Source organism: Thermococcus marinus (genome assembly GCF_055389025.1).
Genome location: NZ_AP042417.1, coordinates 384,317 through 407,551, shown reverse-complemented (window position 1 = coordinate 407,551; position 23,235 = coordinate 384,317). Strand labels below are relative to the sequence as shown.

General features: G+C 53.4%; 17 protein-coding genes. 11 read left to right on the top strand and 6 right to left on the bottom strand.

The window, feature by feature from the left end:
• Positions 1 to 3: 3 nt before the first annotated feature.
• From ACZ5ER_RS02110 to ACZ5ER_RS02095, 4 genes are all read right to left on the bottom strand, one after another.
• Entirely contained in the window at positions 4 to 5,304 is a 5,301-nt protein-coding gene (locus ACZ5ER_RS02110) for a DNA-directed DNA polymerase II large subunit (RefSeq protein ID WP_464934689.1), read from the bottom strand.
• Complete coding sequence (locus tag ACZ5ER_RS02105; protein ID WP_464934688.1) at positions 5,305 to 7,482, bottom strand: DNA-directed DNA polymerase II small subunit; 2,178 nt, start codon at positions 7,480 to 7,482, stop codon at positions 5,305 to 5,307.
• Positions 7,482 to 8,735 (bottom strand): ORC1-type DNA replication protein, encoded by a 1,254-nt coding sequence (locus ACZ5ER_RS02100; RefSeq protein WP_050002250.1) that lies wholly within the window; start codon positions 8,733 to 8,735, stop codon positions 7,482 to 7,484. Before ACZ5ER_RS02100 ends, ACZ5ER_RS02105 begins: the two co-directional genes overlap by 1 nt.
• A 258-nt stretch (positions 8,736 to 8,993) precedes the next feature.
• Entirely contained in the window at positions 8,994 to 9,602 is a 609-nt protein-coding gene (locus ACZ5ER_RS02095; RefSeq protein ID WP_227738753.1) for a DUF8183 domain-containing protein, read from the bottom strand.
• A gap of 687 nt (positions 9,603 to 10,289) precedes the next feature.
• On the opposite strand from ACZ5ER_RS02095, the gene ACZ5ER_RS02090 reads away from it, so the two are divergent.
• The 3 genes from ACZ5ER_RS02090 to nucS all read left to right on the top strand — a co-directional run bounded on the left by ACZ5ER_RS02090 (position 10,290) and on the right by nucS (position 14,771).
• Positions 10,290 to 11,309, top strand: a complete 1,020-nt coding sequence (locus tag ACZ5ER_RS02090) for a potassium channel family protein (RefSeq protein WP_464934687.1) — start codon at positions 10,290 to 10,292, stop codon at positions 11,307 to 11,309.
• Between the two features lie 181 nt (positions 11,310 to 11,490).
• Positions 11,491 to 13,992: a DNA repair and recombination protein RadA gene (radA, locus tag ACZ5ER_RS02085; protein ID WP_464934686.1), complete on the top strand. Its 2,502-nt coding sequence runs from the start codon at positions 11,491 to 11,493 to the stop codon at positions 13,990 to 13,992.
• Positions 13,993 to 14,021: 29 nt separating this feature from the next.
• Positions 14,022 to 14,771, top strand: a complete 750-nt coding sequence (gene nucS, locus ACZ5ER_RS02080) for an endonuclease NucS (protein ID WP_050002253.1) — start codon at positions 14,022 to 14,024, stop codon at positions 14,769 to 14,771.
• Here nucS and ACZ5ER_RS02075 read toward each other — a convergent pair.
• Positions 14,768 to 15,151, bottom strand: a complete 384-nt coding sequence (locus tag ACZ5ER_RS02075; protein ID WP_050002254.1) for a DUF473 family protein — start codon at positions 15,149 to 15,151, stop codon at positions 14,768 to 14,770. The genes nucS and ACZ5ER_RS02075 overlap by 4 nt on opposite strands.
• 10 nt (positions 15,152 to 15,161) lie before the next feature.
• Positions 15,162 to 15,890 (bottom strand): proteasome assembly chaperone family protein, encoded by a 729-nt coding sequence (locus tag ACZ5ER_RS02070; RefSeq protein ID WP_050002255.1) that lies wholly within the window; start codon positions 15,888 to 15,890, stop codon positions 15,162 to 15,164.
• A gap of 128 nt (positions 15,891 to 16,018) precedes the next feature.
• Between ACZ5ER_RS02070 and ACZ5ER_RS02065 the strand changes: the two genes are divergently transcribed.
• From ACZ5ER_RS02065 to ACZ5ER_RS02030, 8 genes are all read left to right on the top strand, one after another.
• Entirely contained in the window at positions 16,019 to 16,792 is a 774-nt protein-coding gene (locus ACZ5ER_RS02065) for an S-methyl-5'-thioadenosine phosphorylase (RefSeq protein WP_050002256.1), read from the top strand.
• 200 nt (positions 16,793 to 16,992) lie between these two features.
• Positions 16,993 to 17,754 (top strand): hypothetical protein, encoded by a 762-nt coding sequence (locus ACZ5ER_RS02060; RefSeq protein WP_464934685.1) that lies wholly within the window; start codon positions 16,993 to 16,995, stop codon positions 17,752 to 17,754.
• On the top strand, positions 17,723 to 18,133 hold the full coding sequence (locus ACZ5ER_RS02055) for a hypothetical protein (protein WP_144244796.1): 411 nt from the start codon (positions 17,723 to 17,725) through the stop codon (positions 18,131 to 18,133). The genes ACZ5ER_RS02060 and ACZ5ER_RS02055 overlap by 32 nt, the downstream gene beginning before the upstream one ends.
• Positions 18,134 to 18,304: 171 nt before the next feature.
• On the top strand, positions 18,305 to 18,739 hold the full coding sequence (locus ACZ5ER_RS02050) for a hypothetical protein (RefSeq protein ID WP_227738754.1): 435 nt from the start codon (positions 18,305 to 18,307) through the stop codon (positions 18,737 to 18,739).
• A gap of 169 nt (positions 18,740 to 18,908) precedes the next feature.
• Positions 18,909 to 20,105, top strand: a complete 1,197-nt coding sequence (locus tag ACZ5ER_RS02045; RefSeq protein ID WP_050002260.1) for an MFS transporter — start codon at positions 18,909 to 18,911, stop codon at positions 20,103 to 20,105.
• Positions 20,106 to 20,193: 88 nt separating this feature from the next.
• Positions 20,194 to 21,468 (top strand): amidohydrolase family protein, encoded by a 1,275-nt coding sequence (locus ACZ5ER_RS02040; RefSeq protein ID WP_050002261.1) that lies wholly within the window; start codon positions 20,194 to 20,196, stop codon positions 21,466 to 21,468.
• Between the two features lie 171 nt (positions 21,469 to 21,639).
• Complete coding sequence (locus ACZ5ER_RS02035) at positions 21,640 to 22,611, top strand: DUF835 domain-containing protein (protein WP_050002262.1); 972 nt, start codon at positions 21,640 to 21,642, stop codon at positions 22,609 to 22,611.
• Between the two features lie 32 nt (positions 22,612 to 22,643).
• Positions 22,644 to 23,192 (top strand): [protein ADP-ribosylglutamate] hydrolase, encoded by a 549-nt coding sequence (locus tag ACZ5ER_RS02030; RefSeq protein ID WP_464934684.1) that lies wholly within the window; start codon positions 22,644 to 22,646, stop codon positions 23,190 to 23,192.
• Positions 23,193 to 23,235 lie beyond the last annotated feature (43 nt).

Below are 23,235 nucleotides of genomic sequence, written 5' to 3'. Positions count from 1 at the left end.
TAGCTAACTCCCGAAGAACTCATCGAGGCTTATGCGCTTCTTCCGCTTTGCCTTCGCCTTCTCCCTCTTGACTTCCTTCTTGAGGTCTCTCGACTTTTCGGCCTTGGGCTTCCTCTCCCTCTTGACCTCATTTTCTGCCTTCGTTTTCCTCGCCTTCCCGTCCTTCCCGTTGAATCCATCGAGGTAGCCGTTCTTTCCGTTGGAAGAACCCGTCCGCTCCCTAATCATCTTCTCGCACACGTCCGCCGAGAAGCCGAGCAGAGTCCTCTGCTTTTCGGGCAAAACCGTCTCGAAGAGCGTCTTTATGTCCTTTTCGGTCAGGCAAATCCTCTGCCTCGTGTAGTCCTTGACTTTATAGCGGGTAACCAGCATCTTTGCAGTGGGCAGGTACTTTTCCACCGCGCCTTTGCTCACAGTCAGGACGATTTTTCCACCGCACTTCGGACAGCGCCCGATGAGCGGAGGCCTCCGATATTTCGTGTTGCACTTCACACAGCGGAACTCCTGCCTCGTGAAGCTCCTCAGGTTGCCCCTTAGGTCGGGAATCAGGTGGGAGTTGAGTATCGTCTCAGCCACGTGGTGTTCATCGACCGCCCGAATCCGCTCCGCCAAAGCGAGCTGTCTCTCGACCTTCTCGACCATGTCGCCGAGCTGTTTGTACAGGCTCATCTTCGGGCCCAGACCTATATCGTCCGTATCGTGGGTGAACTTTATCCCCTCGTACATCTCGGGCTTTCCAAGGCGGTCTTCAACGCGCTCGATGAACTTAACCTCCTTGGGCGACTTCATCTCGTAGGTGGCCTCGTAGAACTCGAGGGGGTAATAGCGGACTACGTCCATATTGTGTACCTCGCTGTCGACCTCACGCGGGTCAAGGCGCGTGGTGACGACCAGCGGGGCGTCCATTTTGCCACCGCGCTTCTCTGGGAGATAGTACTTGCTGAAGTTTAGTAGTGCATCGAGGAGAAGCATTACGGCGTCCTCGTCGCCATCACAATTTGCTGTAGTAATATTATTACTAATTATTATAGTATGATATTTGGAGGCGCTTAGCGAGTATACAACATCGTCGGGAGACTGAATGAACTCAACAGACCTAACTTTAAGGAGAACACCCATATCAGTAGCACGCCGATAGGGTTGGAAGTTATAGCCCCTCCACTGCTTGGCAACACTGTTCTTTCTTTTGCTAATGAATCCGATTGAATTCATGAAATTCAACGCCTGAATACCGTAGAGGTTCAAACGGTAGATTTTAGACACGGGGACGGTACCACCCTTGACCTGATGGTATTTTTGAACAACGTTGCCAGGACGGGAATTCGCATCCCTGTCCACACCCCAGCTTGAGTAAAGGCCAAATTTAGAGATTAGCAATGTATCAATGTCCTCTAACAGGGACCGGTTAACACTGTACACAACGACCATTGGCTTCGTTCCGATAATAGTTCCATCGCCCTCAAAGTACGCTCTAAGCATCTCCGCAACAGCGTCTTTCGGCAGTGTGTAAACCAGAGAGGGAACGCGCTTTGTGTGGGCGTTGTTCCCTGCACTGAGAACTTCTGTGAAGAGCAGGTACAGAATACGCGAGCCGACTGTAACCTTTTCCCTCCGCTCGTATATCTTGAAGCCATTGCCAAAGGCATCTCTCAGTGCCCTCTTGAGGTCCTCGCGAACTTCATCGTCCACTATCGAGAAGCTTATCTGGTAAACGCTGTTGCTTTCCCTCGCGTAGCCCTCGGCGAGGTAATAGCCAAGGACCCGCATCAGAGGCCTTATTGGGACAAAGCGCTTGACCGTCACTTTGTCCCTCTTGAAAGCGAGCCGGCAGTCGGGAACGTCTTTGATTGATAGGCCTTTCTCTTTGAGAACGTTGAGCAGTACTGAAAGCGGTAGGGAGTCCCTGCGGAGGTAATCATATTTGACTTCAGCCCCAATCGATGAAAGCCAGTTCGAAAGTCCGCGAACCATTATGGAGTCCCAGAGGGATTTGAACTTCTCGTCAGCGAAGGCCTCCAACAGGTCAAGGTTTTCAAGGGAAACTTCTCCGAATTCAAGTCTCGGGACGAGTATTCTATCGCCCTCCTTCACCTCAAAGGCCCTCTTTTCCACGAACTTCCCGTTTTCGTAGACGAGAACCGGGTGGTCGACGGTCGTTTCGAAGCTCCTCCCGAGTTCGAGCTCGAAGCGAATCAGGTGGTCGGTGCTCGGCGCTTTTATAACGTCCTCGATGTCAGTGAGAACAACCTTCCCGCTCTCGGGGTCGAAGGAGTAGACCTTAACGTCCCTCTTCGACTTCCTTCTCACGTAGACCATGTTCTCGTAGCTTTCCCCTTCAAACAGCTCGTAGAGCTCGCGGAGAGGTATCCTCGCAGGTTTTCCATCAATCTGGACTAAGATTCTCGTATCGCCAGGGAAGCAGTTCCTCCTCTTCGCCGCATGATAATACGGGTGCGCGTAGCCGACCAGAACGTCGGAGAAGCCGATAATCCTGCCGATGATTCCGGCCGAGGTGTGGGGTGCCAAACCGATGACGAGGTGGCCTATCAGGTCTTCCATCTTCTCGGCGTTGTAGAACCTCGGCAGGCCGTAGAACTTCTCAAGCAGGTCATCGACGAAGCGCGCGACCTTGAGGAGGTATTTACCCGCCTCGTAGGAGAGGATTATGTCCTGAACCTTCAGCTCGACTATCTGGTCGTCCCGCTCAAGGGGCTTGCCCTCGAAGTCGTGGGTGTAGCCAAGTTCGCGAAGCTTTTCAACGCTGACCCCTATCTCCTTCGGCTTGAAGTGGGTTATCGGCGCATCGGTGGCGTCGAAGCGGATTGTGCCGTCCTTGAAAACGTAGACGTCGTTCTTGACCCTCAGAAGGCCCTTTTCGATGGGCTCGGCCATCTTGTAGCCCGAGGTCATACCCTTGACGCCCTTGAGCCTGTCGATGCCGTAGACCTTGACGTTGTCCATGGCCCGCCTCAGAAGTTCGGAGGGCTTTATTTCCCTCTCGGCGTAGGGCCTCAGCTCGACGTCACAGCGCGGACAGCGGAAGCCGAACTCCTTAGCCTCGCTTTCAGGATAATCAACGTTGCACTTGGGGCAGTGCCAGAGGAGCTCCTTCCTCGTCCCGCAGACGGGGCAGAGGTGCTCGGGGCCAATGTGTCCACACTTCGGGCACTTGAAGAATGCTATCTCAACCTTAGCAGTCTTGCCCTCCTCAGCGGCCTTCTTAATGTCCCTGCTCTGCCCGCCAGCGAGGCCAATCGGGAAGAGCACCTGAACAGGGGGCTTCATCTTCCTCTCCTTGGCCTTCTCGGGTCTGCCCATCCTCGCGCCAATCCAGCTTATTCCCCTGTCGCGGAGCTTTATCGGGTTGTTCTCGTTGATTATATCAATGACCGTGTGGAACGGCTTAGCCTTGAACTCCCATTCGAGGTTGCCGAGGGGAGTCAAGAGTGCAGAGCTCCAGGGGTAGTCAACGACGATGACCTTTCTCCTGTCCTCTGTCCTCTCGAGCCTGTGGGGCAGGCCGAGGAGCTCAAGGTAGCGCTTGATTCTGGGGTCGTTGTCAAGGATTACCTTCCTCGCGAACTTCAGCTTCCTGAACTCGTCCCACTCGATTTGGGCGTTTAGCAAAGCCTTCTGGAGTTCCTCCACTTCCTCAGGCTTCAGCGTGTTCCAGTAGAGGGTGTAGTAGGGGTGGAAGGGTATGTCCAGAACCTTTGAGAGGTGTATCGCCAGCTCGACGCTCGGCCTGACCCTGAGCGGGTCCCTCAAAAGGCTTTCCAGGAAATCAGGGTCTATTTCGAGGTACTCGGCGGCCTCTTCTATTGCCTCGCGCGGGTTGTCGGAGAAGGGCTTGAGCTCGACCTCGTAGAGCTCCTCGATTGCCTTCACCAGCTCCTGAACCCACCATTCCTCGACGTAGTTGGCTGGCAGAAGGGTCTGATTGTTCTCAACGAAGTCGCCGAAGTTCACGAGGGCATCTCCGACGTATAGAATCTCCTCAATCTCGTTTTTAACCCTGAGAGCCGTCTCGTAGTCGTCAACCCGTACGACGCTCCCGTCCTTGAGCTTGACTATCGGGCCCTCAACAGTCGTTGCGGGGGTAACGATACAGCCCTTTCCGGGCCTCTCGGTTTTCATCTGCGTTCCTATCGCTATGAACTCGTCGAGGATTATCATTGTGGCCGGGTTAACGCTCCACGTCGCAAAACCGCTGACCCTGCTCCTTCCGTAGCGCAGGCGGAAGCCACCGTTCTCTGAAGGCTCGGCAAAGAGGGGCCTGCCACCTATTATCTCCTTCGTGTACTTCTTGTTGGGGGCGATGTTGGCTCTAAACCTCTCGTAGAGCTCGTAGTAGAAGCCCTTCTCTATCTTCTCGGTGATTTCCTCTTTAGTTGAATCCTCAGCCTTGGATTCGTCGGCCTTGGGTTCCTCGGAGCTCTTGCCCTTCTCCTTGGCCTCCACGAACTCCTTTATCCAGTCCCAGCCTTCCACACCCATCTTGTCTATGTACTTGACGAGCTTTTTCGCTTTCTGGAGGACGCCTTCCGCCAAAACGAGAATCGCTCCACCGCGCAGGTGGTTGGTCTCGACGCCGGGAACGTTCCTGTGGCTCACTTCCACCTTATCGGTCTCTTCACCGGTTATCTCGATGGGGATGTTCCTCATCGCGAGCCTTACCTCATCGGCCTCGGGGTGATACTGCAGTCTCGTAACGGCTCTATGGTAGAGGTCTATCTCCTCGACCATCCTCTCTATATGCTCCTCGCTCGGCTTGAAGCGGTCGAGGCCGAGCTTTTTCCTCACGTAGTCGCCTACGAGGACGCTCAGCGCCTGGGCCGTTCCACCAGAACTCCTGATGGGTCCAGCGTAGTAGAGCGCCAAGTACTCGCTGTTATCGGCCCATGTGTTGCGCTTTATTTTAACGTCAGCGATTCCCTCAAGCGGGGCTGAGACGATACCCTCTGTGAGTATCGCGAGGGCAGTTCTGACCGCCTGCTCCGCGTACTTCTCCTTGCTCCCCAGGTCGCCGAACTTGCCCTCGATGATTTCATCAACGACCTTAAGAGCCGCCAGTTCCTTACCGTACTCCTTGACGAGCTCTCTAATCCTTTCGGCGACTCCAGGGGGGCCAACGAGGCTCTCAACACGGCCGGCCATGTCGGTTGCCTGTGGAACCTCAACGTCGAGGCTTGGGTCCTTTCCCTGGGCCCGGGCCTTTCTCGCAATCTCGTAGGCCCTGTCAATCTCCCTCTGGAGTGATTCAAAGTAAGCCTTCATCTCAGGCGAGTAGAGCTCTTCCCCCATTCAAACCCCCTCACAGAACTGGTCAAAGCTCACAACGGCCCTCAAGCGGGCAGTTTCAACGTCTATTATCGGCACGCGCGCTGGAGTCGGGACTATGTTCACCATCTTCTGGAACTCCGTCTGCGCCTGCCAGGTGCCCGTGTTTATGACGAAGACGCCGCTGTAAATCTGGTATTCCATAACGTGGACGTGGCCGGCCTGGAAGAGGTCTGGAACGCTCTCGATGACAAGGGTATCCTCTGGGTCAGGGGCTATTGGGACTTTGTTCCCGAAGGTCGGCGCGATGTGGCGGAGCTTGAGGAGGTCAACCATCGCCTGTGCCGGGTGGTGGTGGCTTCTCCCCGGAATAAAGTCAACGACGTCCTCTATTCCCCTTCCGTGGGCCACGAGGAACTCCCTGCCATGGAGGTTTATCACGGCAGGGTTGCTTATGATGACGGCGTTCTTGAGCTTGTAGAGCGGCTTGGCATACTCCTCGTAAAAGCCGGGCTGGGGAAGGGCAGTCCTCGCGGCGTCGTGGTTGCCGGGGCCGATGAACATCGTTATATGATCCGGAACGTTGCGGAGGAGGTTTGCCAGAGCTTCGTACTGGTCAAAGATATCGGGGATTTCCAGCTCGTTGTACTGGCCGGGATAGATACCGACGCCATCAACCACGTCGCCCCCGATTATCATGTACTTAATCCTGCTCACGAGTTCTTCCTCGGCCCTGCTGTTGACCTCGCCGTTGAGCCATTCGAGGAACTTCTCAAAGGCCTTCTCGCAGAACTTGTTCGAGCCGACGTGGATGTCGCTCAGCAGAATCGCGTAGACCTTCTCTTCCAGTGGAGGCTTCTCGCGCCTGAACTTCGGCACATCCGGGAGGAAGACGCGGTTGGCGAAGAAGATTCCCCTGCCCGGCTGACCGCGGAAGGCAACGACCGAATCGGGCATTATTGCGTTGTAGGCCTGGGAAGCGTTCTCCTTGTCCCTGCCGAGGAAGACCTTAATGCGCCCGGTTGCATCTTCCACCTCGAACATATAGCCCTTAGCCGTTTCGCGCTTGTCGTTCACTAGGCCGACTATCGTGACCTCGTCGTCCCGGACGTAGCTCAGCTTCGCGATGTCTATGACCGTCCCGATTTCAGGGTTCTCTCGGAAGATTCTGCGCATCTTCTTGAGGCGCGATTTGACGTAGTTCGAGTACGCCTGGATTATTATCTCGCCCTCCTTGCTCGCGGCGTTCTTCACCTTGGGGGCCTCGAACTTCACGTTCTTGACGTCAAAGGTCACTTCCCAATCGTCGGGGATTTCCTTCGCGCGGTAGTGGAAGCCCTCTTTGGGCCGTATCACGACGTCTCGGTACGTTGAGTAGCTCTTTTCACCCTCGACGTCCTCGCCAACGTACGCTATGGGAATCCCGTAGTCGCCGTAGACGATTTTGGGCTTCACTCCGTTTCCGTTCTCGCCGTTCTCATAGTACTCCTCACTGTCGGCGTAGTTTCCGTAGCCGTTGCCGTTCAGGGGCTCGGCTTCCACTGGAAGTGAGTCCTCGACGACCTCGGTTAGTGACGAATCCAATGAACCAGAGGCTTCATCCACGAGTTCTTCAGGTTCAGGCGTTCCAGTGGAAATAAAACTCTCCCCCTCTGAAATCTCGCTGGAAATCGGTTCTTCAACAGGATTAGATGCAGGAAATTGCTCCGATTCAGCGGTTGCTCCAGTGGAAATTGAAGTCTCGCCAACAATTTTGGCGGGTTCAACGCTCTCTTCCCCAGAAGAAGCCGTAACAACCCCGCTTTCCACGACATCTCCAGTGGAAATAGAACCCGCATCCTCCGCGAGAACTGCTTCATCAGAAGGAGCGATATCCTCGGGAGAATCCCCTTCAACGGACTCAGAAACGGAGGTCTCGCCAGTTTCAACGACATCTTCAGAGTACCCAACGTCAGCAGGACTTACAGGAGTCTCTTCTGTGGCCTCTTCCGGGGCACTATCATCGGGGCTTCCAGTGGAAACTACGCCCTTCTCCACTAGAAAGTCCATGGCCAGGGCGGAGTCTATGACGAACGTCCCCCTCGCCTTTGCGAACTTTATGAGCTCGGCAAGCGTGAAGTCCCTCTTGTAGTGGGGTTCTAGAAGATAATAGGCTGATGGAGTTATCAGGTAGTTGTTCTTGATTAAATCCTCGACCAGCATCAGAACAACCTCCTCTGCTTGGAAAGGGTAAGGGTGAGGAGGCCTCTAACCTGTTCATCGTGGCGGTAGATGTTCTTAACCATATATGGAGTCACGTTGAGGCGGATTTCCTTCGTCCTGCCGTAGCGGCCCTTGCTGACGACCTTGGCGTTGATGATGCCGAGCATATCGAGCTCGTTGATTAGGTCGCTCACGCGCCTCTGGGTGAGGGGCTCAACATCGAGGTGGTCGCAGAGGGACTTGTAGACGGAGTAAACGTCGCCTGTGTTGGCCGGCAGTTCGCCGTTCTCGTCGAGCATGACTATGGCGTAGAGGAGCACCTTCGAGTGGAGCGGGAGCGTCTTTATGACCTCTTCCATCGTGTCCTGCTCGATCTTCTCCTGCGCCTTCCAGACGTGCCTCTCGGTTACCTTGCTCGCCCCCTCGCGCTCCGCTATCTCTCCGGCCACACGGAGCAGGTCAAGGGCCCTTCTCGCGTCGCCGTGCTCCCTCGCGGCGAGGGCAGCACAGAGCGGGACAACGGCATCGTCAAGAACACCCTCGTAAAAGGCCTCCTCCGCACGCTGCATGAGAATGTCCCTCAGCTGGTTGGCGTCATAAGGCGGGAAAACAACTTCCTCCTCGCTCAGACTCGACAGGACGCGCGCATCGAGGTATTCCTTGAACTTGAGGTCGTTGGAGATTCCGATTATGCTGACCTTCGCCCTTGAGAGCTCGGTGTTGATCCTCGTGAGGGAGTAGAGTATGTCGTCACCGCTCTTCTTGATGAGCTTGTCTATCTCGTCAAGGACTATAATCACGAAGCGCTCCCTCGCGTCTATAACCTCCTTTAGCTTGGCGTAGACCTCATCGGTTGGCCAGCCGACGAGGGGAACCTCCACACCGCTCTCAGCTTTGAAGTGGTTGACTATCCTGGCGAGAACGCGGTAGTGAGTGTCAACAATCTCACAGTTTATGTATATGACCTCAACCGGGATGTTGTACTTCTCGGAGATCTTCTTGAGCTCCTCGGTGACGAACTTCACTGTAACAGTCTTACCGGTTCCAGTCTTGCCGTAAACGAAGACATTAGAAGGAGTCTCACCGCGGAGAACAGGAACAAGGATGTGGGCGAGCTCGTCTATCTGCTCGTGCCTGTGAGGGAGTTCCTTTGGTGTGTAACTATGCCTCAGAACTTCCTTGTTCTTGAAAATCTTCTTGGCGTGGAGGTACTTCTCGAATATTGAAGTCAGGTAGTCGTCCCTGTCTCCCATGGTTCCCATCTCCACCGGAAATTATACTCTCCCATTATAGCACCGCCATAATCGGGCGGACAAGGAAGACATTTCGTCAAAGATACGGGATATTTTTGGATTGTATCTAAGTATTGACCGGGATTTTGAACATACTACCAAATCTCCACCGGAAGCACAGGATACACTGGAAAGCATTGCAGGTGTGGGTGCTGGGGTTTATATACCTTGTTGAGCAGGAAGATGTAAAACAGATATAGGGAAGGATAGGAATTGGCCTCACATATAACTCCTGTCAGACTCCTCGGGAAGCACCTCCGAGAGGAGTGCCAGGGCTTCATTCTTGGACATCCCTACCCTGGAAACCAGGAAGTCAAGGAGCTCTTCCCTGCTCGCGCCGTTGCGAAGCCTCTCGTATACCATAGCAAGCACGCGCTCCCTAAGGAGCTCCTCAAACTCCTCTTCGAGGCCGAGGGCCGAGACCGCAGAGAGGAGGCCAACCAGTAGGGCAGACAGGGCGTCGTTAAACTCATCCTTTTCAAGGCTCGACGTGTCAAGGTCAACCGCGAGGTAAACATCGTCGTTCATCCCCATGAGGAGGAACTTCATGAGGTTGACTTCCGCGTTGAGCTTGAGGAGCGCGTGGTAGACCTTGAGCTTCTCGTCTTTGGTCATGGAGAAAGTCTCAAGGCCCATTGGAACGAGGAGCCTAACAAAGCCGTCTCCAAAGGAGACCATCAACGTAAACGGCATCTTTGGGTGTTCAGCAATGTAGAGTCCCGGTTCAAGCTGCCTGGCCTCCCAGGGCAGGTCAACGATATCGTTTGCATCGTCGCTCCCCGAGCGCAGCCATTCGATTATGGTCTTCTCAATCTCCACAGGAACCACCCTAAGAAATACGATGTGGGGACATTAATGGTTTGCCCTTCCACGAGAAACGGGAAAGTTTAGTGCACAGGTATGTGCACGAAAATTTGCATTTGGAAACACTAAAAAAGATAGGGCCACTTATTTCCACTGAAAGAGAAATGAACATAAATGAACAGCCACAAAAGAGCATTAGTGAACTTTACAATACAAACCAGTTAAATAGAAATCGTTACTATTTTGCAGAAGTTAAACAGCACATATCCCCCCCAGAGTTTCATTTCCACTGGAACCGACTTTTGGAAGCTTCCAATAGAAGACCGTTTGTTTGTTGGTAAAAGCTCCCGTTCTTTTTTTCTGCGCTGGTTTTTATATTTTTCTATGAACATTCGACGAATTTGTCTGGAATTTCAACCAGAATTTCTGAACGACATCATAAACCATGGGAAAACTCACTGAACAACATGATGGCTACATACCTCAAAAATCCATCATCTTGGTGTTTGCATTTAGCCACCCATCTAAACCCGTCCTTTTTCCGAAAGTGGGCTCCAGTGGAAATGAAACTCTGGGGGGTCTTTTCGATGGCCATCGAAAAAGACCTTTATTTCCACTGGAAAAACTGGTCTTTGTAGTATTTTTCTGAACATTTCTGGATAGTTTTGTGGTGGGGGTATATTTTTAAGTTTTGAGTGGAAACCATCATACATGATACCGGTCACCGTCGTGAGGCGGCTTCTCCGCGTGAGGGTCAAAATCAGCCGAAACCGGTTGCTGCAGATAGCCCTCGCCGTGCTGCTGCTTGCCGTGGTGTTTGCCGTTGCATTCGCTTATTTCGAGGGTGTTGACTTCTTCACGGCCTTCTACTGGGCGATTATCACGATGGCCACAATAGGCTACGGCGATGTAACTCCTTCAAGTGCAGGAGGGCGGGTAGTTGCAATGATTGCGTCCGTCGCCGGTATCTCCACTTTCACGGCCCTCGTTTCTCTCCTGGCTGAGAACTTCATCTCTTCGTCCCTGAGGAGGATGATGGGCATGCACCGGGTTAAATACTCCAACCACTACCTCATAATTGGCCAGGGCAGCAGCGTCCCCACCTGTGTTAGCGAGCTTCTGGGTGCGATTGAGCGCGGTGAGCTGAAGCTTGCCCCTATAGTCGTGGTCTTCCCCAGTGAAGAGGAGCGCAGGAAGGTGGAGCTTCCAGAGGAAATAGAAGTTCTCATAGGGGACCCCACCAACAGGGAGACCCTTGAGAGGGCCAGTGTTGAAAAGGCTTCTCACGTAATCTTAGCCCTCGAAGACGACTCAAAGGCCGTCTTTGTTACCCTCATGGTGAAAAGGATGTCAAATGCAAGGGTTCTCGTCGAGGTCCTGAGTGAGGAGAGCGTTGGGCTCCTGAAGGGGGCCGGTGCGGATAGGGTCATCGTGAGCAGGAGCCTGGCAGGAAGGCTTCTCGCGAGTTCTGTCTTCGAGCCTGAGGTTGTTGACGTTATAGACGACATAACGAGCTCGGTTAAGGGCTACGACGTCACCGTGATAGACGGACGGGACTTCTGGGGCAGGCCGTACATAGAAGCCCTCCGCGAGCTCAAGGAGACAAAGGACCTGTTTCTTCTGGGCTACTACCTGGATGGCCCGGTTCTCAATCCCCCGCTCGACGAGCCGATTCCTGAGGGTGCCAGACTGATAGTTCTGAGGAGTTCCATTTCCACTGGAAAATCCTGAGCTCGTGGTCTATCTTTTGTAGTTCTCTTCTTTCTTGGCTTTTCAGTAAAATTCGGGCGTTTATAAAGTTCGTTTTTCGAAACGGGCGAAAATCTTAAAAGATTGCCTCCCCGATTTTTCCGGGAAAAGTTATTTAACCACCGAACTTTACCCCCATTAAGGGTATTCCCGGGTGAGTCTCATGGCGAAGAAGAAGGTTGAAGAGGTTAAAGAGCTTGAGGAGTTCGAGGAGCTTGAAATAGCCGAAAGCTCACCGTCATCGTCCTCAAAGAAGAAGGAAAAAGAAATCAAGACCCTTGAGGATTTGCCTGGCGTTGGTCCTGCCACAGCTGAGAAGCTTCGCGAGGCCGGTTACGACACGATAGAGGCCATAGCCGTCGCCTCACCGCTCGAGCTCAAGGAGATAGCGGGAATAAGCGAAGGTGCCGCGCTCAAGATAATCCAGGCCGCCAGAGAAGCCGCTAACATCGGAACCTTCATGCGCGCCGACGAGTACATGGAGAAGAGGAAGACCATTGGCAGGATTTCCACTGGAAGCAAAGCCCTCGACAAGCTCCTCGGCGGAGGAATAGAGACACAGGCCATAACCGAGGTCTTCGGTGAGTTCGGAAGCGGCAAGTGCTTCGCCAAGGACACTCCAGTCTACTACGAGAACGACACCCTCGTTCACTTCGAGACCATCGGGGAGATGTACGAGAAATACCGGGCTTTGAACGGCGAAGTTCCCTTCGACACTGGCTTTGCGGTTCCACTGGAAACGGTGAGCGTCTACACCTTCGACCCCTCAACTGGGGAAATAAGGCGAACTAAGGCGTCCTACCTGTACCGCGAGAAGGTCAGGAAGATACTTCAGCTCAACCTGTCCCGCGGAAGGACGCTCAAGATAACCGCAGTTCACCCGGTTCTCGTCTTTAGAAACGGCCTTGAGTGGGTTCGTGCCGGGGAGCTCAGGGAGGGCGACGTTATAGTTGGCGTTCGCAAGGTTCCAGCGAATTCAAAGAAGGTGCCCGATGAGAGGGCCTATTTCCTCGGCCTCTTCGTTGCGGAGGGGACGTCGAACCCGCTCTCAATAACGACGGCCTCTGAAGGACTCAGGGATTTCGTAGTTGAATTCATCAAGCGCCATGACGGTTACGAACCCAGGGTTGAAGTTAGGCGCGGCCTCTACAGGATACTCCTCCGCAAGAAAACAGCCGAGTGGCTCGGGGAACTCTCCACTTCGAACGCTCAAAGCAAAGCAGTTCCGGAAGAAATACTCAACGGTGACGAAGACGCGATAGTGAGCTTCCTTGCGGGCTATCTCGACGGGGACAGCCACGTTGCAAAATCCCACGTTGAATTCTTAACGAAGAGCAGAAACCTTGCAGATGGCCTGGTTTTCCTGCTGAAGCGCCTTGGCATCTCGCCTGCGGTCTCTGAGAAGGAAATCAACGGTGAAGTCTATCACCGGATTTTTATAACCGGCGAGGACAGGGCTTCATTCAGCCCGGTCCTTAAGGTTTCTCTGCTCAAGAACTCGGAGCTTCCGGACGGTGGCGTTGGAAGGTATCCACCTGTCGTTGCCCGGTACCTGGCCGCTCTTTACGGGCACTTCAGACTGCCTAAGAGGGACAACGAAACCTCCTACCACATACTAACTCGCAGTAAGAACGTCTGGTTCACAGAGGCAACCCTAGAAAGGGTCGCCGACTACTTCAGGGACGCTCTCAATAGACTGGAACTCGCAAAGAACGCGATTGAAAATGGGGAGAAACCGGAACTTCCGTTCCCGTGGACAGCCCTTAGAAAGCACGGTTTCACCGAGAGACAGATTGCCAACTATCGCACCAGAGGGCTTCCGAAGCGCGAGCCGCTGAGGGGCAAAGTAGTCTCCGCCCTCCTGCGTGAGATTGAGGAGCACGAGAAGATAGCCAGGAAGGCCCTTGAGTTCATTGAACTCGTCAAAAAGCTTGAGTTCTACGAGGTTAAGTCCGTTGAGCTCATCGACTACAACGACTGGGTTTACGACCTTGTCGTTCCGGAGACCCACAACTTCATAGCACCAAACGGCCTCGTTCTTCACAACACTCAGCTCGCGCACACCCTCGCCGTCATGGTCCAGAAGCCGCCTGAGGAGGGCGGGCTCGGCGGCTCCGTAATCTGGATTGACACCGAGAACACCTTCAGGCCCGAGAGGATAAGGCAGATAGCCGAGGCCCGCGGTTTGGACCCCGACGAGACGCTCAAGAACATCTACGTTGCGCGCGCTTTCAACAGCAACCACCAGATGCTCCTCGTCGAGAGGGCCGAGGAGATAATCAAGGAGAAGGCAGCCACCGACAGGCCGGTTAAGTTACTCGTCGTTGACTCTCTCATGGCCCACTTCAGGAGCGAGTACGTGGGCAGGGGAACCCTCGCCGAGAGACAGCAGAAGCTGGCGAAGCACCTCTCCGACCTGCACCGCCTGGCGGACCTCTACGACATAGCGGTCTTCGTGACCAACCAGGTGCAGGCGAAGCCTGATGCCTTCTTCGGCGACCCGACGAGGCCCGTCGGTGGCCACATCTTGGCCCACAGCGCGACGCTCAGAATCTACCTAAGGAAGGGCAAGGCAGGAAAGCGCGTCGCCAGGCTCATAGACAGCCCGCACCTGCCGGAGGGTGAGGCCGTCTTCAGGATTACAGAGAAGGGAGTTGAGGATTAATCTTTTTAATCCCCTCCCCAACTCTCCTCATGCCCAAGGTTGAGCTCAGGGAGAACCCATCTCCAGAGGAAATAAAACTCCTCGTCGATTCGGCCGTTTCCTCCGAGGGAGTGCTTACAATCTTCGCCCGCTGTCGGGTTCACTACGACGGCAGGGCCAAAAGCGAACTCGGCCCTGGCGACAGGGTTATAATCGTCAAGCCCGACGGCTCTTTCTTGATACACCAGAAGGAGAAGCGCGAGCCGGTCAACTGGCAACCTCCTGGGAGCGTTGTCAGGCTGGAGCTCCGCGAAAAGCCCGTCCTCGTCTCGGTCAGGAGGAAGCCGAGGGAAACGCTGGAGGTTGAGCTTGAGGAAGTTTACCTAATCACCGTCTTCCATGCAGAGGACTACGAGGAGCTCGCTTTGACGGGTAGCGAGGCCGAGATGGCCGAGCTCATCTTTGAGAACCCCGAAGTTATAGAGCCCGGCTTTAAGCCCCTCTACCGCGAGAAACCGATTAAGCACGGCATCGTTGATGTCCTCGGCGTTGACAGGGACGGGAACCTCGTCGTCCTTGAGCTCAAGCGCAGGAGGGCAGACCTCCATGCTGTCAGTCAGCTCAAGCGCTACGTTGAGACGCTCCGCGAGGAGCACGAGAACGTCAGGGGAATCCTCGTTGCCCCGTCACTCACCTCCGGGGCCAAGAAACTCCTTGAAAAAGAGGGCCTCGAGTTCAGGAAGCTCGAACCCCCGAAAAGGGACAGGAAATCGAGGGGGAAACAGCTGAAGCTGTTTTAACCCATGTTCATCTCGTGCGGGAACAGTTCTCTCACCTTCGCGACCAGGATTCTTTCCCTTCTCTCGACTTCAACGACCCTTCCGAGCCCAAAGAGCTTTACCTTTGCCCTGCAGACCGTTATCTCGCGCTCGTCGCTTTCCTCCCATGGAACCCTCATTTCGAGCTGCTTTGCCTCAATGAGGTCTGCGAGCAGGCCTTCCGTCCCGGTGGAGACGTCCTCAATGGGGTCGTAGGTCAGGAACAGTTTGAGGGCCTCGTCCATTGCCTTTTCCACTGCTAAAACGTTCCTGGCGCTCCTGAGCTCTATCGTTCTGTAGGGGTTCCTTAGGAGTTCGTCCAGCACTCGTCTCGCAATGCCGCCGAGGATTACCGCTCTCATCTGCACCACCTCACAGGTAGAGGCTCTCGTACTGCTTCATCTCCTTCTTCCTTGCCTCCTCCATCTGCTCGTGCATCTTTCTGAGCTGCTCCTCTATCATCTCCGCCTCCTTGATGAGAGGTTCGGTTGAGACGTCAATCGGCGTGAGCTTCTTGAGTACCTCGATGACGTTGGCCGCTGCCCTCGGGTCTGGCCTGTCGCCGAAGGTCTCGCCCAGGAGCGCATATGCGTCGAGGCCCCTTCTGCTCGCCTCCCAGAGGAGCTTTCCGCTCATGCCCATTATCGAGCCGTACTGGAGTATCTTCACGCCGAGGTTTTCAAGCTCTTTGTTGAGCTCCTCGCGCGCCCCGACGCCCCACACTTCCATCTTCTCCTTGAAGAAGCCTATCCCTATTCCGCCGATTGAGATTACCTTTTGGGCGTTCATCTCCTTGAGGTAGCTCGCGAGCTCTTTGGCTATCTCGTTGACGAGGGTCGGCGGGATGTATATGTCGGCCACTGCGAGGATTATGTTGTCCTTCCCGTAGAACCTGAGCGGTGGGTTGGGCTTCCCTTCGAGGATGAGCGCCATTGGTGGAAGGAACGGGCTCTCAACGTAGCCTATCATATCCATTCCAAGCTCCTTCGCCAGGAAGTTGCCCGCTATGTGGCCGACGAGGCCTATCCCTGGGTATCCTTCGATGAGAATGGGGTTCCTTATCTCCGGCAGAACGATCTTTACCGGCTTCTCGTTCTCCATGCTCTCACCCCCACAACTGATTTAGTTCCCAAAGGTTATTAAATTTTCGTTCATTCGGTGCGGGCTTCATTTCCACTGGAAAAGCAACCCTTATATGTAAGGGGCGCGCAGTTTACACGGTGATGACCATGCCGAAGATAGGCATCATAGGCGGTTCGGGCGTTTACGGCGTCTTTGAGCCGAAAGAAACTGTAAAAGTTCACACCCCCTACGGGAGGCCCTCCGCTCCGGTGGAAATCGGCGAAATCGAGAGCGTTGAGGTGGCATTCATACCGAGGCACGGCAAGCACCACGAGTTCCCGCCGCACGAGGTTCCCTACAGGGCGAACATCTGGGCCCTCAAGGAGCTCGGCGTCGAGAGGGTTATTGGCGTCACCGCCGTCGGCTCGCTCCGCGAGGAGTACAAGCCCGGCGACATCGTCATAACCGACCAGTTCATCGACTTCACCAAAAAGCGGGACTACACCTTCTACAACGGGCCGAGGGTTGCCCACGTTTCCATGGCCGACCCCTTCTGCCCTGAGATGAGGAAGATATTCTACGAGACTGCAAAAGAACTCGGCTTCCCCGTCCACGAGAAGGGCACCTACGTCTGCATCGAGGGGCCGAGGTTCTCAACCCGCGCCGAGAGCTTCATGTTCAGGCAGTACGCCCACATCATTGGCATGACGCTCGTCCCGGAGATAAACCTCGCCCGCGAGCTCGGAATGTGCTACGTGAACATCGCAACAGTTACGGACTACGACGTCTGGGCCGAGAAGCCAGTTGATGCACAGGAAGTCCTCAAGGTCATGGCCGAGAACAACTACAAGGTTCAGGAGCTCCTCAAGAAGGGCATCCCGAAGATTCCGGAGGAGAGGAAGTGCGGCTGCGCCGACGTGCTTAAGAGTATGTTCGTGTGATGTGTGGCACGGTCTCTTCATCATATCTCTTTTACCGTTCTTTTTACTACTGCCTGTTGGTGCGCTTTTAAACTTGGATAATCTCTCCTAATGGTCGTCGAACAAACTGCGAGTAAAGTCTTTTACCCAACTCTTGAAAAAAACAGACACACCATGGTAAAGAGTAAAGCTTAAATATGAGTTTGTCTTCATTAATATTGGTGATGGCCGTGAAGCGGCTTGTGGGCATCTTGCTCGTCTTCCTCGTGCTTGGTCTGACGACCAGCTCAGCTATGGCTGCGTCAAACGTTGCGCCAGAGTCAACTCCGAGTGTTCCTCAAACCTCTAAATGCCCCTGTTGCTCCGGGAACGTGAGCCTGCCGAGGAATCTTAGAGTGCAGGAACTTAGGGGGCCAACAGCGTATCTAATGGTCTTAAGGGTTTTCAATGCTAAAGATTCAACAATGCTGAGAGAGCACTTGCAGGATCAAAACCTTGTGCCGATGTATGAAAAAGCTACCGTTTTGGTAGTGAAGTACAATGGAACAACGACAGAAATAGTTAAGGTGCCGCTGATTGGATCCACCAGTGTAGGGCAACTGGTGTATGTCCAGAACAAATATGGCTCTGCGTTAGCGCTGGGCAGATATGTATTAGGATCCCATGAAATAGAGGTTTATACTGTGAATACCAACGGGGATATTCATAGGGAGGTTCGTCCGCTGGGATTTTGGGGATCTTTGAAATGTTTCATCTGTGAATATGTGGCTGATGCTGTGATAAAGTTGGGAGGAGCTGCTGCATGTACTGGAGTATGTGGGACGGCGTGTCTAATGTCCACTCCAATTCCGGGTGCAGTGGCAGCATGCCTTTCCACGTGCTTTCCGATTTGTAGTGTTGTAAGTGGGATTGTAGTTGAGTATCTAAAATACAAGAAGTACATAAGCCCTCATGAAGTATGTAAAAAAGCAGGATATTGTTGAGGGAGGAGTTACGATGGCTCCATCTAAAATTCTTCAATCGAAACTTTTTATATATCTTTCTGAGATTATTTTAGATGAATTTTGTATATCTCTTATCATGACCATGGCCATATTTTCCGCTTTAAAAGGAAGTCCTTTAATAGCAGCTGTGATATCTGCCCTTGTCTTAATGGTTTACCTATTGTTGATTCGGAGGAGTATTCATTATAAAAAACGGAAGTTATGGCTCTTGTGGGGTCTCTACAGAAACATGACCCGGAATATTGACAAAGAAGAGGGCAAAAGGATCGTGGCTCTTTTTATTTCTCGTGAAAAGAATCTTGAGCATAGGCGAGTTTTAGAGAAATATTCTCAGATTCTCATTGATGGTGAAGTGTAATGAGTGCATGTGGAATAACTCTAGTGTAGAATAAGTGTTGTGTATAAGTGTCATCAACTGAGAAGCATATTCGTAGATTAATCCGGGGGTAGGAAAATGAAGTGGTGGGTACTGATATTATTGACAGTCTTGGCTTTGGGATGTATTTCCCCCACCTATTCCAAAGGGGATATGGTCCCCTACTGGCACTCTATCAAGTCCTTCTCCGCCGAAGAGACAATAAAAATCGGCAATCAGACGTTTGAGAGCTACGTAAACTTTACAAAGCCCGACGAAATCTCCCGGGCCGACTACATAAACGGCTCCCTAATTCAGAAGGTTGTTATCAAAAACGGGATTGAGAAAATTGTAACCTCCAACGGGACTTTTACGCTCAACGCCACCATATATGACGTCAACGCCCTCGACCCATTCGCAGCAATACTCAACAACCTTGACTCCTTCAATGTTACGATGGGAGGTAACACTCTCATCTTGAAGCCGAAAAAGCCCGGCATGCCCGCTTACGAAGTTGAACTCAACGGAAAACTTCCAAAGAAAATTACAATAAAGCAGGACGGTTTGGTTGTTGTCGTTGAGTATCGGAAGATTACGACTAAGGCCTAATTCCGTCCAGCGATTGGCCGTAATGGTACGTTGGTTAGTTTGATTTCGTCCTTTCATTTCCTCAGCCCTATTTTTGACCCAAAATCTCGTGTGGTACTTTTGCAGGGGGTAATCCTTAAATATGAGTTCCCCTTCATAAGTAACACACTGCCTGCTTGGGGGTCTGAGCTTGGGCTCGAAGGGAGGGCCGGGCTACCGGGCACTGCTGAGAAGCGGCAACATTAAGGCCTTACTCCCTGCTTACTCTCTAAACATTTTCGCTGTGTCTTACCTCATCGGCTACTACCTGAACATAACACTCGCCTCCATCGGCGGCCCGGCGCTCGTGGGCCTCTTCGCGACAATCAGCAACGTCTTAGCGGGCTTTCTGCCGATTGTTGCCGGCGCTTTCGCCGATTCACACGGGAGGAGGTATATGATTGTTGTATCTGCGGTTTTTGAGGTGCTGGCGTTACTTTCTCTCGCCCTTGTGGCCGGTTCCGGAGGTAAGTTAATCGTTCTACCGGCAGTAATGCTCAGCGCCTCTTTTACATCCTCCTCCCCAGCGTTGTTCTCCCTCATGGGCGAGTCCGTGCCGGGAGATAGCATGGGAAAGGCCATGTCGCTCCTCTTCATCGCGAGCAGTGCCTCCGGAATTCTGAGCTATCCCACCTTCGGTTATCTTGCTGGGAGGATTGATGACTCCCGTCTTTTTGTCCTTTCGGCCCTTCTGGTGCTCGTCTCCATCCATCTCTACCTTCGCGTTTCTGAAACCGCCGGAAGAAGAGCCGGCAGACCCTTTGAGAGGTTTAAGGAAGCCCTTAAGGGAGTAACCCTTCTTAAAGAGCCTCCCTTGAAGCTTTTCATGGTTTGCATCTGCTTTGAGCTGTTCGTCAGCTCGATAGCCTCGCCCTTCGTTCCGGTGTTCCTTCAGAAAGTTTACTCGCTCAGCGTTTCCCAGATTTCCTGGCTGTACTCCGCCATAGGCTTTGCAACCCTTGTGGGTGCGTTTATAGCCGGCTACGTTGTGGACAGAATTGGCAGTCTAAACTCCCTAATACTGAAGGACTCTCTTTCGGTGCCCCTGCTAATTCTCTTCGCACTCGCCCCGTTCTCTGGCGCTTTCCTGTTCTTGGCGGTTCTCGCCTTCATCGAGCAACTCAACGTCGCTTCCAACAGATACGTGGTCGAGAACACGACACCTGAGCATAGGGGCCTTATTCTTGGCTTTAAGTCATCGCTGGCAAAGCTCTCCGCGGTTCCGGGACCGGTTGTGGGAACCCTTCTCTGGGGCATCGGTCCGGGGGTGACCTTTATAGTGCCGGCACTGCTAACGCCAATCGGAATCGGGCTTCTCTTCATGCTTAGGTCTGCTACGATTAGTTGATAGCCCGACTCTTGTTGAGTTTTAGACCCTTTTCCGACACCTTTTTAACTTCCAGGGGAAACACACCCCTTTAAAAGGGGTGGTGATCATGGGCATTCTCATCAAAAACGGCCGCGTTATCTACGGGGAGGGCTTTGAGGTCGTTGAGGCCGACGTTCTCATCGAAGAAAACCGCATCGTTAAGGTGGCCAAAAACATTACCGAGGCCGCGGATATCGTCATAGACGCAAAAGGAAAGGTCGTCTCTCCGGGCTTCATAAACCTCCACACCCACTCCCCGATGGGCCTCTTCCGCGGCCTTGCCGACGACCTTCCGTTGATGGACTGGCTCCAGAACCACATCTGGCCGAGGGAAGCGAAGCTGACAAGGGATTACACCAAGGTCGGTGCCTATCTCGGTGCCTTGGAGATGATAAAGACGGGCACGACTACGTTCCTCGACATGTACTTCTTCATGGACGCAGTTGCCGAGGTCGTCGAGGAGTCCGGGCTCAGGGGCTACCTCTCATACGGAATGATAGACCTCGGAGACCCTGGGAAGACTGAAAAGGAGGTAAAAGAGGCTCTCCGCACGATGGAGTTCATAGATAAGCTCGGCTCGGAGAGAGTTCACTTCGTCTTCGGGCCCCACGCGCCCTACACTTGCTCCATAGCCCTGCTCAAGGAAGTCAGGAAGCTGGCGAACGAGCATGGGAAGCTGATAACGATCCACGTCAGCGAGACGATGGCGGAGATGGGCCAGATAAGCGAGCGCTACGGCAAGAGCCCCGTTGTCCTGCTCGATGAAATCGGCTTCTTCGGGAGCGACGTCATAATAGCCCATGGGGTCTGGCTCGACAGCAGGGACATACAGATACTCGCGAGGCACGGCGTTACTGTTGCCCACAACCCCGGCAGCAACATGAAGCTCGCCAGCGGCGTGATGCCCCTCCAGAGGCTCATCAACGCCGGTATAAACGTCGGCCTCGGCACAGACGGCGCCGCCAGCAACAACAACCTCGACATGGTGGAGGAGATGAAGCTGGCCGCCCTGCTCCACAAAGTCCACAACCTCGACCCGACCGTCGCCGATGCAAAGACTGTCTTCAAGATGGCCACCCTCAACGGCGCGAGGGCGCTCCGCCTCAACGCCGGCGTGATAAAGCCGGACTACCTGGCGGACGTGGTCATCTTCGACTTCAACAAGCCCCACCTGAGGCCGATAAACGACGTCGTGAGCCACATTGTCTATTCGGCAAACGGCAACGACGTCGAGACGACGATAGTGGACGGAAAAATCCTCATGCTCGACCGCGAGGTTCTCACGCTGGACGAAGAGAAAATCCTCGATGAGGCCGAAAAAACTATAGAAAAGCTGGCTTAGCTCGACAGTTGGTTACAGAAGGACTACTTTTGAGTCCTCTTTCCCTCATATATCTTTCTATGCCGTTAGGTCTCAAATATTTCGGGTGTTAGAGGGTGGCGGAAAGGTTTTAATGCTTGAGGGAAATTTAACCTTGGGTAGATGTGTGTAAGCTACAGCCGGTGAGCGGTAATGATAGAGTTTGTTTTTGGCGTGGCGCTTCTCGTGTCGTACGTCCTGCTCTTCTACAACTATCACCTGACTGGGCGGAAGGCGCTTTTTTACTACGCCCTGGCCTGGGTCAGTCTCTCCGTGCCCTTCTTCGTCCCGCGGGAGTCAGTATATATGACTGGCCTCGCCGTTTTTGCGTTCCTTATCTGGCTGGGGAACATAAAGGCCTCGGATGAGCTTCTGTGCTCCATTAAATATTCCAGGGAGCTGAGGTACTTTTCCGTTGTTCCCATAGCCGGGTTGCTTTTCCTGTTTCCCAAGCATCTCTTAGCTTCGCTTGCGGTTCTCTCGATTAGTGTAATGTTTGCCGGAACGTACTTAATTCTAACCGGAAACAGCGATTTTAAGCTTATGGGCTCCCTTGAAGTTCTCTTTGGGGTCGTCTCGTTTTTTAGGGGCTACTACTTTTCTAACCTCCCCCTAAGTCTGGTTGAGGCTGTTTTGGCCTTTGTTCTCGCCTACGTTTCCATAAAGGCCTTCCTCGATAGTTCGTTCATCGGCGAGTTTGGGGAGATGAGGGATGTAAAGACCAAGCTGAAACCGGGCGTGGTCATGCTTAATCCGGTTCCAGAGGATATCCTCGAGGGTGCCTTGGTGTTTTCGCGGAAGAAGAATGAGGCTCCCAACTGGTTCTGGATAACCACGGTGTCCAGCGAGGGAATCGCCCCCACCAACCTTCCCAAAATGCTCGATATTGCCGTTAAATTCATGAAGATGGCCAGCGAGCACGGAAAACACCCCGTCATAGTTATCGACGGTCTTGAGTATTTGACCCTGCAGAACGGATTTCCTGCTGTTACCAAATTCCTGGCAACGCTGAGGGACTACGCCCTTCTCCATAACGCGACCGTCATTATCTCCGGAGACGATTCTTTCCTTGATGAAAGGGAGCGGGCAATACTCCGCAAGCTCCTTGACTGGTCGGCTGAATAGGCTCCTCCGGTGAACTGAGTGGGGGTGAGTCCATGGTTCACTTTGAGATTGTCCGCGGGGACATAACCCGATTTCCGGCAGAGGCCATAGTCAACGCCGCCAACAGATACCTTGAGCACGGCGGCGGTGTTGCTTATGCAATAGCAAAAGCGGCCGTGGGAGACGTCAGAGAGTACATCAGGATAAGCAAGGAGGCCATGCAGGAGCAGGTTGGGAAGGATTACGTTGAACACGGCGAGGTTGTGGTCACGCCCGCCATGAGGCTCGAAAAGTACGGAATCAAGTACGTCATCCACACGGTTGGCCCCTACTGCGGCGGCGTCTGGGACGGGGACAAAAAGGAGAAGCTCAGGAAGGCAATTCTCGGCGCGCTGAGGAAGGCTGACGAGCTGGGCGTTAAAACTATAGCCTTTCCCGCTATAAGCGCCGGCATCTACGGCTGTCCGCTTGAAGAGGTCGTGAAGACCTTTAAGGAGGTTGTGGAGAAGTTCTCAAAGGAAGCGAAGAGCGTGGAGAAGGTTTATCTGGTGCTGTACTCTGAAGAGAGCTATCGGAAAGCGCTGGAAGTTCTCAACGGGTGAAGTTTTTATCGCCGGTTTCTAAATATTCTCTTGGGTGGTGCTC

Excerpts from the sequence above, each read along its gene's own strand:
- ACZ5ER_RS02110 (WP_464934689.1), bottom strand. The coding sequence starts at position 5,304 with ATGGGGGAAGAGCTCTACTCGCCTGAGATGAAGGCTTACTTTGAATCA.
- ACZ5ER_RS02105 (WP_464934688.1), bottom strand. The coding sequence starts at position 7,482 with ATGCTGGTCGAGGATTTAATCAAGAACAACTACCTGATAACTCCATCA.
- ACZ5ER_RS02100 (WP_050002250.1), bottom strand. The coding sequence starts at position 8,735 with ATGGGAGACAGGGACGACTACCTGACTTCAATATTCGAGAAGTACCTC.
- ACZ5ER_RS02090 (WP_464934687.1), top strand. The coding sequence starts at position 10,290 with ATGATACCGGTCACCGTCGTGAGGCGGCTTCTCCGCGTGAGGGTCAAA.
- radA (WP_464934686.1), top strand. The coding sequence starts at position 11,491 with ATGGCGAAGAAGAAGGTTGAAGAGGTTAAAGAGCTTGAGGAGTTCGAG.
- nucS (WP_050002253.1), top strand. The coding sequence starts at position 14,022 with ATGCCCAAGGTTGAGCTCAGGGAGAACCCATCTCCAGAGGAAATAAAA.
- ACZ5ER_RS02075 (WP_050002254.1), bottom strand. The coding sequence starts at position 15,151 with ATGAGAGCGGTAATCCTCGGCGGCATTGCGAGACGAGTGCTGGACGAA.
- ACZ5ER_RS02070 (WP_050002255.1), bottom strand. The coding sequence starts at position 15,890 with ATGGAGAACGAGAAGCCGGTAAAGATCGTTCTGCCGGAGATAAGGAAC.
- ACZ5ER_RS02065 (WP_050002256.1), top strand. The coding sequence starts at position 16,019 with ATGCCGAAGATAGGCATCATAGGCGGTTCGGGCGTTTACGGCGTCTTT.
- ACZ5ER_RS02055 (WP_144244796.1), top strand. The coding sequence starts at position 17,723 with ATGAAGTATGTAAAAAAGCAGGATATTGTTGAGGGAGGAGTTACGATG.
- ACZ5ER_RS02050 (WP_227738754.1), top strand. The coding sequence starts at position 18,305 with ATGGTCCCCTACTGGCACTCTATCAAGTCCTTCTCCGCCGAAGAGACA.
- ACZ5ER_RS02040 (WP_050002261.1), top strand. The coding sequence starts at position 20,194 with ATGGGCATTCTCATCAAAAACGGCCGCGTTATCTACGGGGAGGGCTTT.
- ACZ5ER_RS02035 (WP_050002262.1), top strand. The coding sequence starts at position 21,640 with ATGATAGAGTTTGTTTTTGGCGTGGCGCTTCTCGTGTCGTACGTCCTG.
- ACZ5ER_RS02030 (WP_464934684.1), top strand. The coding sequence starts at position 22,644 with ATGGTTCACTTTGAGATTGTCCGCGGGGACATAACCCGATTTCCGGCA.